The sequence below is a fragment of the Pseudomonas crudilactis genome, assembly GCF_013433315.1.
In the GTDB taxonomy this organism is placed as follows: Bacteria; Pseudomonadota; Gammaproteobacteria; order Pseudomonadales; family Pseudomonadaceae; genus Aquipseudomonas; species Aquipseudomonas crudilactis.
Genome location: NZ_WXVV01000003.1, coordinates 1 through 15,953, shown reverse-complemented (window position 1 = coordinate 15,953; position 15,953 = coordinate 1). Strand labels below are relative to the sequence as shown.

The window sequence follows — 15,953 nt, the reverse complement described above, 5'->3', positions numbered from 1 at the left end:
TTAATGAACCTCGACCACGGAGCCCTGCAATTTCTGCAAGGCATCGTTGACCGCGTCCGGCATCAGCTGGCGCAGGCAGTTGTAATGGCCGAAACGGCAGGTACGGTCGAAGCACGGACTGCAATCGAGACCCAGACGGACGACTTCAACGTGCTCGGCCAACGGCGGAGTGAAACCCGGCGAAGTCGAGCCGTAGACGGCGACCAATGGACGGTTCAGCGCGGCGGCAACGTGCATCAGGCCGGAGTCGTTGGACACCACCGAGTCGGCGCAGGACATCAGGTCGATGGCCTCGGCCAACGAGGTACCGCCGCTGAGGTTGACCGACTCTTCACGCAGGCCCGGGATCAAACGTGCGCGGATATCTTCGCCGACGGCGTGATCGTTTTTCGAGCCGAACAGCCACACCTGCCAGCCTTCGCGGATGCGCGCCTCGGCGACTTTGGCGTAGTGCTCGGACGGCCAGCGCTTGGACTCGCCGAACTCGGCGCCGGGGCACAGGGCCAACACCGGGCGATCGAGGCTCAGACCGAACTTGGCCAGCGCCGCTTCGCGGGTCACCGGGTCGATTTGCAGGCTCGGACGTGGATACGGTTTCGGCAGCTCGGCGTTCGCTTCATAGGCCAACGCCATGAAACGCTCGATCATCAGCGGATAGCGTTCTTTGTCGAGGATGCGCACGTCGTTGAGCAAGCCGTAGCGGAATTCGCCGCGCCAGCCGGTGCGTTTCGGGATGCCGGCGAAAAACGGCACCAGCGCCGATTTCAGCGAGTTCGGCAGCAGGATCGCCTGGTCGTACTGACCACGCAGGGACTTACCGATGCGCCGACGCGTCGCCAACTCCAGCGCGCCGTGGCCGAGCGGGAAGCTCAAGGCCTGGCGCACTTCGGGCATGCGCTCAAGGATCGGCCGGCTCCACTCGGGGGCCAGCACGTCGATTTCGCACTGCGGGTGGCGCTGTTTGAGACACTGAAACAGTGTCTGCGCCATCACCATGTCACCGACCCAACTGGGCCCAACGATCAGAATATTCATGTGGTTTCCATAAACGAACCGGGGAGGCATTTACGCCTCCCCGCCTCGATAATCACTGAGGGAACGGCACTGCTGGCGATGGGTCATTACCTTCAACATGACTGTCGACTGTCACTCCGCTATCGCGAGCAGGCTCGCTCCCACATTGTTTGTTCGTCCTGCTTCAGATCTACAGACACTGTAGATCCCCTGTGGGAGCGAGCTTGCTCGCGAAGGGGCCGTCACATCCGACATCGGTGTCGTCTGACACTCCGTCTTCGCGAGCAAGCTCGCTCCCACAGGGTATTGGGTGCTGCACAAACCGCTTTCAGCTTAGCCCCATCTCTTTCCAGATCCGCAAAACCTGCCGGCGTTCGTCGGCAAACTGGTCACCTGGTATCACCCCGGCGTCCTTCTGCAAGGCCTGCCGGTGGGCGGCGGAGCGGTAGGCTTTGTAGGCCTCGCGCAACAGGCTGGCATCTTCGGCCGGCATCAGCCCTTCGTGTTCCAACTCTTCCAGAATGCGGATGTTATCGGTCCAGCGCAGCAGTGGCGGGTGGCTTTGCGACCACGCCAGAGCCGCGTATTGCACCATAAATTCAATATCGACGATACCACCGGCGTCCTGCTTGAGGTCGAACGGCGCCGTGGCGTCGAAGGCATTTGCCGCTGTACCGGCTGCGGTGCTCTTGGTGCCGAGGTTATCGCGCATCTTCGCGCGCATCTCGCTGACTTCCTGTTGCAACTTCGCCAGATCACGCGCCTTGCCCAAAACCTGCGCGCGAACCTTATCGAATGCCTGACCGACATCCTGACTGCCGACCAGCACCCGCGCCCGCACCAAAGCCTGATGCTCCCACGTCCAGGCTTCATTTTCCTGATAGCGGGCAAACGCCCCCAGCGAGCTGACCAGCAACCCCGAAGCACCCGATGGCCGCAGACGCATGTCCACTTCATAGAGCTGGCCGGAGTTGGTCTGCGCCGTCAGCAGGTGAATGATCCGTTGCCCCAGTCGGGTGAAGAACTGCGCGCCATCGATCGACTTCGGCCCATCGGTTTCCGCCTGCGGATCGCCGTCGTGGATAAACACCAGATCCAGGTCCGAACCATGTCCCAGTTCGAGACCGCCGACTTTGCCATAACCAACAATGATGAAGCCGGGATCGCACAAGGTGCCGTCGGTGCGCAGCGGCGTGCCGTACTTGGCCACCGTCTGGCGCCAGGCCAGGGCCAGCACTTGCTCGAGAATCGCCTCGGCCAGCCAGGTCAGGTAATCGCTGACTTTCATCAGCGGCAGGCTGCCGGCGATTTCCGACGCCGCCACGCGCAAGCGGTGCGCCAATTTGAAATGGCGCAAGGCTTCCATTTGTTGTTCGAGGTCGTCTTCGGGAATCCGCGTCAGGCGCTCGCGCAGTTCAGCCGCCAGTTCCGGCGCCAGCGGCGGCTTGAACAGGCGACCTTCGTTAAGCAATTCGTCGAGCAGCAGCGGGAAGCGTGTGATCTGCTCAGCGATCCACGGGCTCGCCGCACACAGCGTCAGCAAGCGTCGCAGGGCGCCGGGATTTTCCGTCAGCAAGACCAGATACGCCGAACGCCGGGCGACCGCTTCAACCAGCGGCAGTACCCGCTCGAGCACCAGATCGGGATTGTTGTGCTCCACCGCCTGGGCGAGCAGACGCGGAATAAAGGCATCGAGACGCTCACGCCCCAGACGCTGCATCGCGCGCAATTGCGGGCTGCCGCGCAACCCGGCCAGTGCTTTCAGGGCTTTGCTCGCATCGGCAAAACCGCCCTCCTCCAACTGACGGCACGCCGCCTCTTCGTCCTGCGCCTCTTCCCACAACGGCAGCCATTCACCGCCGACCACCACTTCATTTTCGGCGCCTTCATCTTCGTCGGGATCAGCAATTACCTGCGCGAAGTGCCAGGCCACGCGCCCGCGCCAGAACATCAGCTTTTCGTGGAAGGCGTCCCAGTCGGCGAAACCGAGCATGAAGGCAATACGCGCCTGATCCTGCGCACCGTCCGGCAACATTTGGGTCTGGCGGTCGGCGATCGCCTGAATCGCGTGTTCGGTGTAACGCAGAAATTCGTAGCCCTCGCGCAACTCGCTGATCACCGCCGGCGGTAGATAACCCTGCCCCTCCAGCGTGCTCAACACCTTTAATAGAGGACGCTGCTGCAAGCTCAAGTCGCGGCCACCGTGGATCAACTGAAAGGCCTGAGCAATAAACTCGACCTCACGGATGCCACCGGAGCCCAGCTTGATATTCTCGGCCATGCCCTTGCGCCGCACTTCCTGCTGGATCAACTGCTTCATGGTGCGCAGCGCTTCGATCGCCGAGAAGTCCAGATAACGCCGATAAACGAACGGCCGCAGCATATCGAGCAACTGCGCACCCGCAACCTGATCGCCGGCCACCACCCGCGCCTTGATCATCGCGTAGCGTTCCCAGTCGCGACCCTGATCCTGGTAATACTGCTCCAGCGCGTTGAAGCTCAGCACCAGCGCGCCGGAAGAACCGTACGGGCGCAGGCGCATGTCGACACGGAATACAAAGCCGTCGACGGTCATCGGGTCCAGCGCCTTGATCAGGCGCTGGCCGAGACGAATGAAAAACTCCTGATTATCCAGCGCGCGTTTCACACCGACGGTCTCGCCGCCCTCGGGGTAGGCGAAGATCAGATCGATATCTGAAGACAGGTTCAACTCGACCGCGCCGAGCTTGCCCATGCCGAGGATGACCATTTGCTGCGGCTCACCGCTGCGGCGGCCGGTCGGCGTACCGAATTGTTCGCAATGGCGGCTGTACAACCATTGATAAGCCTGGTCGATGGTGGCGTCGGCCATGTCCGAGAGATCGCGGCAGGTCTGCACCAGATCGGCCTGACGGGTGAGATCGCGCCAGATGATCCGCACTTGATGGCGAGCGCGCTGGCGGCGCAAGGCGCGGCCGAGTTCATCTTCGGTTTGCGCGGCGTTCACTGCCGCAGCAATCTGCGCACACAATTCACCCGGCGCGAAGGCCCGGTCGAGTTCGCCGGACTGCACCAGCGTGAGCAACATCAAAGGGTCACGAACGCTCTGTTCAATGACGAATTCGCTGGCAGCGGTGACGCGGGCGAACTGCGCCCAGCGCTCTGGCGTCCAGTCCGCGAAGCCGTGATCGTCTTCCAGCGCAGCGACGGCCGTACGGAACGACTGCTCGGATCGAGTGACCAACGGCAGGAGAATGGCGGGCAGTTCGGCAAGCACGGGCAGGGTCATGGTCTATCCTTGATCGGCGTGTAAATGGCCGCTTGTAGTGATTGGTGAAAACCCGCTACCCGGAGGACTGTCGAACAAAAGTTAGAAATAGCTGAAATTTCTTTCTCTTTGGCAGCGAACATCAAAGTTTCACCTTTTTCGGATGGTAAAAGACCAACCTTAACGATTATTCTCACAACGCAGCCGGAGGCCACAAGCCATTCTTCTGTAGTTTTACTACTCGTCTATACATTCGAAAGGCTGAAATGCCGGAAGATTTGTAGTAAAACTACACGCCGCCGGAACAACCTATCGGCAATCCAAGAATTTTAAATCGTCTGCCCACAAGGCCAGTCGCAAACTCAGGCAACCGATTCTGGAAGCCTTTCCGCCCTGGAGCAAGCCATGCAAGACCTCGATCCCGTCGAAACCCAGGAATGGCTGGACGCCCTGGAATCGGTTCTCGACAAAGAAGGCGAAGACCGTGCTCACTATCTGATGACCCGTATGGGCGAACTCGCGACCCGCAGCGGCTCGCAGCTCCCTTACGCCATCACCACGCCTTACCGCAACACCATCCCGGTAACCCACGAAGCACGCATGCCTGGCGACCTGTTCATGGAACGCCGCATTCGCTCGCTGGTACGCTGGAACGCGATGGCCATGGTAATGCGTACGAACCTGAAAGATTCTGACCTGGGTGGTCACATCTCCAGCTTCGCTTCCAGTGCGACCCTGTATGACATCGGCTTCAACTACTTCTTCCAGGCCCCGACCGACGAACACGGCGGCGACCTGATCTACTTCCAGGGCCACACTTCGCCAGGCGTTTACGCCCGTGCGTTCATGGAAGGTCGCATCACCGAAGACCAGATGAACAACTTCCGCCAGGAAGTCGACGGTCAGGGCCTGTCGTCCTACCCGCACCCTTGGCTGATGCCTGACTTCTGGCAGTTCCCGACCGTATCCATGGGTCTGGGTCCGATCCAGGCGATCTACCAGGCACGCTTCATGAAGTATCTGGAACACCGCGGCTTCATCCAGCCGGGCAAACAGAAAGTCTGGTGCTTCCTGGGCGACGGCGAGTGCGACGAGCCGGAATCTCTGGGCGCCATCTCCCTGGCCGGCCGCGAGAAGCTGGACAACCTGATCTTCGTCATCAACTGCAACCTGCAGCGCCTCGACGGCCCGGTTCGCGGCAACGGCAAGATCATCCAGGAACTCGAAGGCGTGTTCCGCGGTGCTCAGTGGAACGTGACCAAAGTCATCTGGGGCCGTTTCTGGGATCCACTGCTGGCCAAAGACGTCGACGGCATCCTGCAACGTCGCATGGACGAAGTCATCGACGGCGAGTACCAGAACTACAAGGCCAAAGACGGCGCGTTCGTCCGTGAACACTTCTTCAACACGCCAGAACTCAAGGCGATGGTTGCTGATCTGTCCGACGACGAGATCTGGAAACTCAACCGTGGCGGCCACGACCCGTACAAGGTCTATGCGGCGTACCACGAAGCGGTCAACCACAAAGAACAACCAACCGTCATCCTGGCCAAGACCATCAAGGGTTATGGCACCGGTGCCGGCGAAGCGAAAAACACTGCGCACAACACCAAGAAAGTCGACGTCGACAGCCTGAAGTTGTTCCGCGATCGTTTCGACATCCCGGTCAAGGACGAAGAGCTGGAGAACCTGCCGTTCTTCAAGCCAGAGCCAAACAGCGCCGAAGCCCGCTACCTCAGCGAGCGTCGCACTGCACTGGGCGGTTTCGTACCTCAGCGCCGCGTACAGAGCTTCAGCGTGCCGACGCCGGACCTGGACACCCTCAAGGCGATCCTTGACGGCTCCGGCGACCGTGAAATTTCCACCACCATGGCGTTCGTGCGGATCCTCGCGCAACTGGTCAAGGACAAGGAAATCGGCCCGCGCATCGTTCCGATCATCCCGGACGAAGCCCGTACCTTCGGTATGGAAGGCATGTTCCGTCAGCTCGGCATCTACTCGTCCGTCGGCCAGCTCTACGAGCCAGTCGATAAAGACCAGGTGATGTTCTACAAGGAAGACCAGAAAGGTCAGATCCTTGAAGAAGGCATCAACGAAGCAGGCGCCATGAGCTCCTTCATTGCCGCCGGTACTTCGTACTCCAGCCACAACCAGCCGATGCTGCCGTTCTACATCTTCTACTCGATGTTCGGCTTCCAGCGGATTGGCGACCTGGCCTGGGCCGCTGGCGACAGCCGTACCCGTGGCTTCCTGATCGGCGGCACCGCCGGTCGTACCACCCTGAACGGTGAAGGTCTGCAACACGAAGACGGTCACAGCCACCTGCTGGCCGCGACCATCCCGAACTGCCGCACCTACGATCCAACCTACGGCTACGAGCTGGCGGTGATCATTCAGGACGGCATGAAGAAGATGACCGAAGAGCAACAGGACATCTTCTACTACATCACCGTGATGAACGAGTCGTACCAGCAGCCAGCCATGCCGGCCGGTGCCGAAGAAGGCATCAAGAAAGGCATGTACCTGCTCGAAGAAGACACCCGCGATGCGGCGCACCACGTACAGCTGATGGGCTCCGGCACCATCCTGCGTGAAGTCCGTGAAGCGGCGAAGATCCTGCGTGAAGAGTTCAACGTCGGCGCTGACGTCTGGAGCGTTACCAGCTTCAACGAACTGCGTCGCGACGGCCTCGCTGTCGAGCGCAGCAACCGTCTGAAGCCGGGCCAGAAGCCTAAGCTGAGCTACGTCGAAGAGTGCCTGAACGGCCGTAAAGGTCCGGTCATAGCCTCTACCGACTACATGAAGCTGTTCGCCGAGCAGATCCGTCAGTGGGTACCGTCCAAGGAATTCAAAGTCCTCGGCACCGACGGTTTCGGCCGCAGCGACAGCCGCAAGAAACTGCGTCATTTCTTCGAAGTTGACCGTCATTTCGTGGTGTTGGCAGCCCTGGAAGCACTGGCTGACCGTGGTGATATCGAACCTAAGGTGGTGGCTGAAGCCATCGTCAAGTTCGGCATCGACCCGGAAAAACGCAACCCACTGGACTGCTGAGGAGACATTTTGTGAGCGAACTCATTCGCGTACCTGACATCGGCAGCGGTGAAGGTGAAGTAATTGAACTGTTTGTGAAGGTCGGCGACCGTATCGAAGCCGACCAGAGCATCCTGACCCTGGAATCGGACAAGGCCAGCATGGAAGTGCCGGCCCCGAAAGCCGGCGTCATCAAAAGCCTGAAAGTAAAGCTGGGTGACCGTCTGAAAGAAGGCGACGAACTGCTTGAGCTGGAAGTCGAGGGCGCCGCTGAAGCGGCCCCTGCTCCAGCCGCTGCGCCGGCTGCAAAAGCTGAAGCCAAACCGGCTGCCGCTCCTGCTGCCGCTGCACCGGCCGCTGCCCCTGCTGCCGCTTCGGTTCAGCAAGTGCACGTGCCGGACATCGGCTCGTCGGGCAAAGCGCAGATCATCGAGATTCAGGTCAAGGTCGGCGACACCGTCGAAGCTGATCAATCTTTGATCACTCTGGAATCCGACAAGGCGAGCATGGAAATCCCGTCGCCTGCCGCTGGCGTGGTCAAGGCCATCAGCGTCAAGCTCAACGACGAAGTCGGCACCGGCGACCTGATTCTGGATCTGGAAGTGGCGGGTGCTGCGGCCCCTGCTGCTGCCGCTCCGGCTCAGGCTGCTGCTCCGGCCGCTGCCGCTGCGCCTGCTCCAGCAGCCGCGCCAGCAGCACCGGTGGCTGACAGCGTTCAGGACATCCACGTTCCGGACATCGGCTCGGCTGGCAAAGCCAAGATCATCGAAGTGCTGGTCAAGGCTGGCGACAGCGTTGAAGCCGACCAGTCGCTGATCACTCTGGAATCCGACAAGGCGAGCATGGAAATTCCATCGCCTGCTGCTGGCGTGGTGGAAAGCGTTTCCATCAAGCTGGATGACGAAGTCGGTACCGGCGACCTGATTCTGAAGCTGAAAGTCAAAGGCGCGGCCCCTGCTGCTGCCCCGGCTCCAGCTGCCGCTGCTGCACCAAGTGCTCCAGCACCTGCTGCTCCGGCTGCCGCTGCACCTGCACCTGCTGCCGCTCCAGCCGCCGCACCGGCCAAGCCGGGCGCGAAAGTTCACGCCGGCCCAGCGGTGCGTCAACTGGCCCGTGAGTTCGGCGTCGAGCTGAACGCTGTCGGCGCCAGCGGCCCGCACGGTCGTATCTTGAAAGAAGACGTGCAGGTTTACGTCAAAGCGATGATGCAGAAGGCCAAGGAAGCACCGGCCGCTGCTGCTGGCGCAACCGGTGGCGCGGGCATCCCGCCGATTCCGGTCGTCGATTTCAGCCGTTTCGGTGAAATCGAAGAAGTGCCGATGACTCGCCTGATGCAGATCGGCGCGTCGAGCCTGCACCGCAGCTGGCTGAACATCCCGCACGTGACTCAGTTCGATTCGGCTGATATCACCGAGCTGGAAGCCTTCCGCGTTGCACAGAAAGCCGTTGCAGAGAAGGCTGGCGTCAAGCTGACCATCCTGCCGCTGCTGCTCAAGTCGTGCGCGCACATGCTCAAGGAGCTGCCGGACTTCAACAGTTCGCTGGCACCAAGCGGCAAAGCGATCATCCGCAAGAAATACGTGAACATCGGCTTCGCCGTCGACACCCCGGATGGCCTGCTGGTACCGGTCATCAAGAACGTCGACCAGAAGAGTCTGCTGCAACTGGCAGCCGAAGCCGCTGCGCTGGCCGCCAAAGCCCGCGACAAGAAGCTCACCGCTGACGACATGCAAGGCGCGTGCTTCACCATTTCCAGCCTCGGCCACATTGGCGGCACCGGCTTCACGCCGATCGTCAACGCGCCGGAAGTGGCGATCCTCGGTGTTTCCAAGGCAACCATCCAGCCAGTCTGGGACGGCAAAGCCTTCCAGCCGAAACTGATGCTGCCGCTGTCGCTGTCCTACGATCACCGTGTGATCAACGGCGCCGCTGCCGCACGCTTCACCCAGCGTCTGGGCAGCCTGCTGGCGGACATTCGCACGATCCTGCTGTAACTCGATCGGCCCTCCGGCGACGGAGGGCCGATTGCTGCACCCTTTCGAGCGCCACACGCTCGTACCTCAACCCCGTCAGTTTGGCGGGGCTTTTTTTTGCCTGAAGAAAATACCCTTCTCTTCTTTTTCCCACACGTTGCGCTGATATCGGCCACAACTCTGGTCGGCTTGGCACTGATCTTTTTTATTCGATACGCAACTAACCTAGGCGCAGCCAATTCAACTAATAAAATTTAGTAGAACCCTGTCAACTCAAGTTAATTCGAATGGATTCGACATGTTAAAACCAACTATCGGCCCGATTGTCGGCCACGTTACAACTCATCATGCACGCATCTTCATGCGTGGCGACCGGCAGAACAGTTCAAGGGTATTTGCCGGAGTGCGTTATCGCGCTTACGGTACACAACAATGGTCCAACGGTAACTTCGCGCATCTGAGCGAATTACGTGACATGTCACATGTGTTCGCCCTCAACAACTTGAGTGCCGACACAGAATATGAATTTCAGGCCGGCTGGTTCAGCCCGATGAACCCGGTGCATACCCCGGACAGCGTTGCCGAGTTGCCGTTGCAATGGCCGCGGGAGATCTATCGCCTGCGCACCCGATCCAGCAAAGCCCTGCAACCCAGAGCCTATATCGTCGGCTCCTGCCGCTACCTGCGCATGACTGCCGGCATCGCCTCCCTGCCGCAACTGGGCGACCGGATTTTTGCGTCCATCAATCATCTGATCGAAGGCATACAACCACCGATCAGCGCGGTATTGATGACCGGCGATCAAATTTACGTCGACGATTTGAATCTGCTAGCACCGGATCGCGAATATAAAGATATCCTAAGCAAGTATCGCGCGGCTTTTTCCCAGCCGAATATTAAACGACTGATGTCCGGCACTTCGACTTACATGATTCTCGACGATCACGAAATCGAAGATAACTGGCCCGCCAATGCCAGCAAGTCCGACGGCGCTTTATATCGCAACGCCATGGCCGCTTATGAGTTGTATCAAGCCAGTCATAGCCCGGTACATCCGCTGACCACTAACGGTGAAATAGATCACTCGACACTTGAGCATTACTGGTATCAATTCAGCGACGGCGATATCGAATGGTTTGTCACTGACAGTCGCACCCGGCGCAACTTGTCAGCCGATGATCGACGGATCCTCGACGAGGCACAGGAACAAGCCTTGCTCAAATGGCTGAGCAACAGCACTGCACGGGTCAAGTTCGTAGTCACCAGCGTGATGTTCTATCCGGATCGCAAACTCCACGGCGATGATGCCTGGAAAGCCTTCCCCGAGCAGCGTCTGCGTCTACTGGAAACCATCCGCACCCGACAGATCAGGAATGTCGTGTTCATCTCCGGGGACGTGCATGGCTCGCTGACTGCTCGTTTGACCCACAGCGAAGACCCCGACTTTGAAGTCCATACGGTGGTGTCCTCACCGCTGTGCAACAGCAAACTGCTGCCGTATGCCAAAGCGTCCACGTTCATTCTCGATCATCCGCTGGTGCGCACGGCGGCGGGTGACTACAAGCATGAGCTGACCAGCACGGTGGTCAGTGAAGACAATTTCGCCCACCTGGTGGTCGAGGCTGGGCAGATTCAGGTCAATTACCATGACCGCGATGGCAAACAGCTGCAGTCGATCGCCATAAAACTGCGCTAAGCCTTAAAGATCGCAGCCTTCGGCAGCCCCTGCAGAGGGCGCCTTCCCCTGTAGACACTGGCGAAGGCTGCAATCTTTTACTCATTTCAACGACGCGCTGGAGAAATGTTCAGTGCAGCCGACATATTCTTATAGCACTTGGCCTTCATGTCTCTTGTCAGTCGGTGCCGCAATGATGCAACCTTGCCGCAGGCAACAGTAAAGAGGGCGCGAGCCCAGCGCGTTCAGCATATTTCCAAGCGAGTTCCCTTCATGAAGAGCCAACCCGATGCCGCCAGCCGTATGGCGGCCGAGGTAGTGACGCAGTTGCCTGTGCCCTCGCGGCTCGGCATGCTGCGTTTCGAGCGCTTGAATGAAGCCAGCTGGGCCATGCTGTTTCTTGATCCCAACTGCGAACGCCAGTTCGGCCAGCCGGCCGTCGAACTCTGTGCGCTGGTCGGCTCACCCTACGCCAGCCTGATGGAACCCGAAGCGCGCTATCAACTGCACGACGCGATCCAGCAACAACTGACCGTCAGCCCGCATTATCTGGTGCGCTATACCCTGCACACCGCGGCCGGTGCGCTGAACATCCTGGAGCTGGGCGAAGCCTACAAACAACACAACCGTCATCTGCTGCGCGGCTATCTGCTGGCGGTCGATCACGTCTTCGATGAAGTGCCGCTGCCGCCCTCCGTCGACCTCGAAACGCAGAATTCGCGCCTGCAAATCGCCCTTGAACTCAATCAACGCGCCCAGCAGGAACAACTGCTGCACCTGGAACGCGTGCGCGCCCAGCAGGACCTGATTCTGCTGCTCGCACGTCAGCGTTACAGCACGCACAACTCGCTGCAGGAAGCCGCTGAACTGATCACTCGTTGCGCCTGCGATATCTATGAAATCGACTGCGCCAGCCTGTGGAACCTCGAAGGTCAGCAACTGGTACCGATCTCCGCGTACCACCGCGCGCCCCAGGAATACATCCTCCCGGACGTGATCGACATCAGCAGCTTCCCCGACTACATGGAAGCGCTGCACAGTAGCCGCGCCATCGATGCACACAACGCGATGCGCGACCCGCGCACCCGCGAGATGGCCGAAGCCCTGCGCCCGCGCGACGTCAACGCCATGCTCGACGCCAGCATTCGTGTCGATGGCCAGGTGGTCGGCGTGTTGTGCCTGGAGCAGACCGGTGTCACCCGCGCCTGGCAATCCGATGAAATCGCCTTTGCCGGCGAGCTCGCCGACCAGTTCGCGCAAGTCATCAACAACCACAACCGCCGCACCGCCACCAGCGCCTTGCACCTGTTCCAGCGTGCGGTCGAGCAAAGCGCCAACGCGTTTTTGCTGGTCAATTGCGACGGCGTGGTCGAGTACGTCAACCCGAGCTTCACCGCGATCACCCAGTACACCACCGAAGAAGTCCACGGCCAGCGCCTGTCCGAGCTGCCGGCGCTGGAAAACCTCAGCGAGCTGCTGTTCGACGCGCCCTCGGCGCTGGCCAAGAGCAACAGCTGGCAGGGCGAATTCAAGAGCCGGCGCAAGAACCTCGAACCGTACTGGGGCCAGCTGTCGATCTCCAAGGTGTACGGTGACAACCGCGAACTGACGCACTACATCGGCATCTACGAAGACATCACCCAGACCAAACTGGCGCAGCAGCGCATCGAACGTCTGGCCTACACCGACAACCTGACCAACCTCGGCAATCGCCCGGCGTTTATCCGCAATCTGGACGAACGCTTCGCCCGCGATAGCGATACGCCGATCAGCCTGTTGCTGGTGGACATCGACAACTTCAAGCGGATCAACGACAGCCTCGGTCACCAGACTGGCGACAAACTGCTGATCAGCCTTGCTCGGCGTCTGCGTAATAGCCTGAGCCCAAGCGGCAGCCTCGCGCGGTTCGCCAGTAACGAATTTGCGGTATTGCTCGACGACACCGACCTTGCCGCCGGCCAGCAGATCGCCAACCAGTTGCTGGCGACCCTCGACAAACCGATGTTCGTCGACAACCAGTTGATCAGCGTCACCGGCTCCGTGGGCCTGGCCTGCGCGCCGTTGCATGGCCGCGACCCGCAAACGCTGATGCGTAACGCCGGTCTGGCGCTGCACAAGGCCAAGGCCAACGGCAAACATCAGGTGCAAGTCTTCACCGAGGCGCTGAACGCCGAGGCCAGTTACAAACTGTTCGTCGAGAACAACCTGCGCCGCGCGCTGACCCAGAACGAACTGGACGTGTTCTACCAGCCCAAGCTGTGCCTGCGCAGCGGTCGCCTGCTGGGCATGGAAGCGCTGCTGCGCTGGAATCACCCGGAACGCGGGATGATCCGCCCGGACCAGTTCATCAGCGTCGCCGAAGAAACCGGCCTGATCATTCCGATCGGCAAGTGGATCGCGCGCCAGGCCTGCCGCATGAGCAAAGCGCTGACCGCTGCCGGGATGGGCAATCTGCAAGTGGCGATCAACCTGTCGCCGAAACAGTTCTCCGACCCGGATCTGGTCGCCTCCATCGCCAACATCCTCAAGGAAGAAGCGCTGCCGGCCAATCTGCTCGAGCTGGAGCTGACCGAAGGCCTGCTGCTGGAAGCCACTGAAGACACGCACTTGCAGCTCGACCAACTCAAGCGCCTCGGGCTGACGCTGGCCATGGACGACTTCGGCACCGGTTATTCGTCGCTGAGCTATTTGAAGAAATTCCCGATCGACATCATCAAGATCGATCGCAGCTTCATCCATGAAATCCCCGACAACCAGGACGACATGGAAATCACCTCAGCGGTGATCGCCATGGCGCACAACCTGAAACTCAAGGTCGTGGCGGAAGGCATCGAGACCGCCGAACAACTGGCGTTCCTGCGTCGCCACCGTTGTGACGTCGGCCAAGGCTACCTGTTCGACCGGCCGATCCCGGGCGCAGAACTCATCCAAGCGCTGAAACGCTACCCTCGCGGCCCGCTCTGCCTCTAAAAACACCGCAAACTCCCCCTATGGATGAATTCCCCCTGTGGGAGCGAGCTTGCTCGCGAAAGCGGTGGGTCAGTCACTGCAAATGTTGAATGCTACAGCGCTTTCGCGAGCAAGCTCGCTCCCACATTTGGATAGTGCGAATTCGGGCATCATTGGGCACACTGGCGGTCTGACTTTTTACATCCAACCTGACTGAGAGGAACGATCATGGTTCTGCGCTCGGAAATTCTGGTGAACAAAAACGTGCTCCCGACTAAAGAACAAGCTCTGCCCGGCCGCGAAACCGCGATGACCCTGCCTGAAAAGCACTTCGTCTTCGAAGAAACCCCGCTGCTTGGCCCGTTTTTCCAGGACGTCGACTTTGCGATTTTCGGTCTGGGCTGCTTCTGGGGCGCCGAGCGCCGCTTCTGGCAGCGTGAAGGCGTGGTCAGCACGGTGGTGGGTTATGCCGGCGGTTTCACGCCGAACCCGACCTACGAAGAAGTCTGCTCGGGCCTGACCGGCCACGCGGAAGTGGTGCTGGTGGTGTATGACAAGGCCAAAGTCAGCTACGAAGAGCTGCTGGCGATGTTCTGGGAGCTGCACAACCCGACGCAGGGCATGCGCCAGGGCAACGACATCGGCACGCAGTACCGCTCGGTGATCTACGCGACCTCGCCTGAGCATCTGGATGCTGCGCTGAAAAGCAAAGCGACCTATCAGGCCGAGCTGTCGAAAGCGGGTCTGGGGGAAATCAGCACCGAGATCGAACAGGCGCCGACCGTGTACTTCGCCGAGACGTATCACCAGCAATATCTGGCGAAGAACCCTGAGGGTTATTGCGGGATTGGCGGCACCGGCGTGTGCATGCCAGCGAGCCTGGCGGGTAATTAAATCCTGAAAGCAAAAGATCGCAGCCTGCGGCAGCTCCTACAGGAGATCAGTGATCGTCCGCACATTGGTGTACGACGCCGAACCGTGTAGGAGCTGCCGCAGGCTGCGATCTTTTGATCTTGCCGTTGATCAGCTCTCGGCAATCAACCAATCCATCTGCCACCCACCCTGGGTCTGCCCCAGCTTCTTCGACAACCACGGCAGCAACTCACGCAATTCTTCCTCCAGCCCCCACGGCGGATTGGCAATCGCCATCCCCGAGCCGTTCAGGCTGTTCGGTGTGTCCAGCGGATGCACCAGCAGCTCCACACGCAGCAATTTCGGCGCACCGGTGCCAGCCAGATCCTGATAGAAACGACGCAACGCGCGCTGATCCTTCACCGGATACCAGATCGCCGCCACGGTTTGGCGCATGCGGCCAATCGCCTCTTTCAACGACGCCGCGCAACGCTGCATCTCATCGAGCTGCTCGAACGGCGGATCAATCAACATCACCGCGCGCTTCTCCTGCACCGGCAACATCGCCCGCGCGACGTGCCAGCCTTCGCCGAGATGAACCTTGACCCGACGATCGCCAGCCATGTTGTCCTTGAGCAGCACGCCGTCTTCCGGGTGCTTCTCGTTGAGCATCACCCGATCCTGCGGGCGGGTCAGGCGCCGCGCCAGCTCCGGCGAACCCGGGTAGTAGCGCAGCTGGCCATCCGGGTTCATCTCGTGCAACACCTTCATGTAGTCGGCGGTCAGCGCCGGCAGATCCGGCTGATCCCACAAGCGCGCAATGCCTTCCAGGTACTCACCGGTACGGTTGGCCTGATCGCCCTGCAAGTCATACAGACCGATGCCGGCGTGCGTGTCGAGATAGGCAAACGGCTGCTCCTTGCGCGACATCAGGGCGATGAGGCGGGTCAAGGTCAGGTGTTTGAACACATCGGCGTGATTGCCGGCATGGAAGGCGTGACGATAATTCATGGCTGCTCCTGCGAAGGGCGCAAAGTTTACCTTTTACCGGGCGGCAAGTCAGGGGTTCACAGCCGAGCGGACGAAAGCCTGCCCTCACCCTAGCCCTCTCCCTGTATGTACCGGACACATGGTGGACAGGTGTTCGGAGACATGGTGGACACATTTTAATAGACACATTGCTCATCGCGAAGGAGATGGCCTGTGTCTTGGG

Annotated in this window: 8 protein-coding genes; 5 read left to right on the top strand and 3 right to left on the bottom strand. The window is 60.1% G+C overall.

The features are described from left to right. Positions 1 to 1,035, bottom strand: a complete 1,035-nt coding sequence (gene waaF, locus GTU76_RS04560) for a lipopolysaccharide heptosyltransferase II (RefSeq protein ID WP_016985657.1) — start codon at positions 1,033 to 1,035, stop codon at positions 1 to 3. A gap of 307 nt (positions 1,036 to 1,342) precedes the next feature. Further along, positions 1,343 to 4,282 (bottom strand): bifunctional [glutamate--ammonia ligase]-adenylyl-L-tyrosine phosphorylase/[glutamate--ammonia-ligase] adenylyltransferase, encoded by a 2,940-nt coding sequence (glnE, locus tag GTU76_RS04555; protein ID WP_180698145.1) that lies wholly within the window; start codon positions 4,280 to 4,282, stop codon positions 1,343 to 1,345. A 384-nt stretch (positions 4,283 to 4,666) separates the two neighbouring features. Here glnE and aceE point away from each other — a divergent pair, with 384 nt between their 5' ends. The 5 genes from aceE to msrA all read left to right on the top strand — a co-directional run bounded on the left by aceE (position 4,667) and on the right by msrA (position 14,782). After that, positions 4,667 to 7,312 carry a pyruvate dehydrogenase (acetyl-transferring), homodimeric type gene (gene aceE, locus GTU76_RS04550; protein ID WP_180698144.1) on the top strand — a complete coding sequence of 882 codons (2,646 nt, stop codon included), beginning with the start codon at positions 4,667 to 4,669 and terminating at the stop codon, positions 7,310 to 7,312. 11 nt (positions 7,313 to 7,323) lie between these two features. Then, complete coding sequence (gene aceF, locus GTU76_RS04545) at positions 7,324 to 9,285, top strand: dihydrolipoyllysine-residue acetyltransferase (protein ID WP_180698143.1); 1,962 nt, start codon at positions 7,324 to 7,326, stop codon at positions 9,283 to 9,285. A gap of 277 nt (positions 9,286 to 9,562) precedes the next feature. Beyond that, on the top strand, positions 9,563 to 10,960 hold the full coding sequence (locus GTU76_RS04540) for an alkaline phosphatase D family protein (RefSeq protein WP_180698142.1): 1,398 nt from the start codon (positions 9,563 to 9,565) through the stop codon (positions 10,958 to 10,960). Positions 10,961 to 11,212: 252 nt separating this feature from the next. Beyond that, positions 11,213 to 13,909 carry a putative bifunctional diguanylate cyclase/phosphodiesterase gene (locus tag GTU76_RS04535; RefSeq protein WP_175552983.1) on the top strand — a complete coding sequence of 899 codons (2,697 nt, stop codon included), beginning with the start codon at positions 11,213 to 11,215 and terminating at the stop codon, positions 13,907 to 13,909. Between the two features lie 207 nt (positions 13,910 to 14,116). Further along, on the top strand, positions 14,117 to 14,782 hold the full coding sequence (gene msrA, locus GTU76_RS04530; RefSeq protein ID WP_016985652.1) for a peptide-methionine (S)-S-oxide reductase MsrA: 666 nt from the start codon (positions 14,117 to 14,119) through the stop codon (positions 14,780 to 14,782). Between the two features lie 129 nt (positions 14,783 to 14,911). Here msrA and GTU76_RS04525 read toward each other — a convergent pair whose 3' ends face one another. Next, positions 14,912 to 15,751 (bottom strand): 23S rRNA (adenine(2030)-N(6))-methyltransferase RlmJ, encoded by an 840-nt coding sequence (locus GTU76_RS04525; protein ID WP_007915674.1) that lies wholly within the window; start codon positions 15,749 to 15,751, stop codon positions 14,912 to 14,914. Between the last annotated feature and the right edge of the window lie 202 nt (positions 15,752 to 15,953).

What these genes read in the sequence shown, in the direction of transcription:
- waaF (WP_016985657.1), bottom strand. Translation starts at nt 1,035, where the DNA reads ATGAATATTCTGATCGTTGGGCCCAGTTGGGTCGGTGACATGGTGATG.
- glnE (WP_180698145.1), bottom strand. Translation starts at nt 4,282, where the DNA reads ATGACCCTGCCCGTGCTTGCCGAACTGCCCGCCATTCTCCTGCCGTTG.
- aceE (WP_180698144.1), top strand. Translation starts at nt 4,667, where the DNA reads ATGCAAGACCTCGATCCCGTCGAAACCCAGGAATGGCTGGACGCCCTG.
- GTU76_RS04540 (WP_180698142.1), top strand. Translation starts at nt 9,563, where the DNA reads ATGTTAAAACCAACTATCGGCCCGATTGTCGGCCACGTTACAACTCAT.
- GTU76_RS04535 (WP_175552983.1), top strand. Translation starts at nt 11,213, where the DNA reads ATGAAGAGCCAACCCGATGCCGCCAGCCGTATGGCGGCCGAGGTAGTG.
- msrA (WP_016985652.1), top strand. Translation starts at nt 14,117, where the DNA reads ATGGTTCTGCGCTCGGAAATTCTGGTGAACAAAAACGTGCTCCCGACT.
- GTU76_RS04525 (WP_007915674.1), bottom strand. Translation starts at nt 15,751, where the DNA reads ATGAATTATCGTCACGCCTTCCATGCCGGCAATCACGCCGATGTGTTC.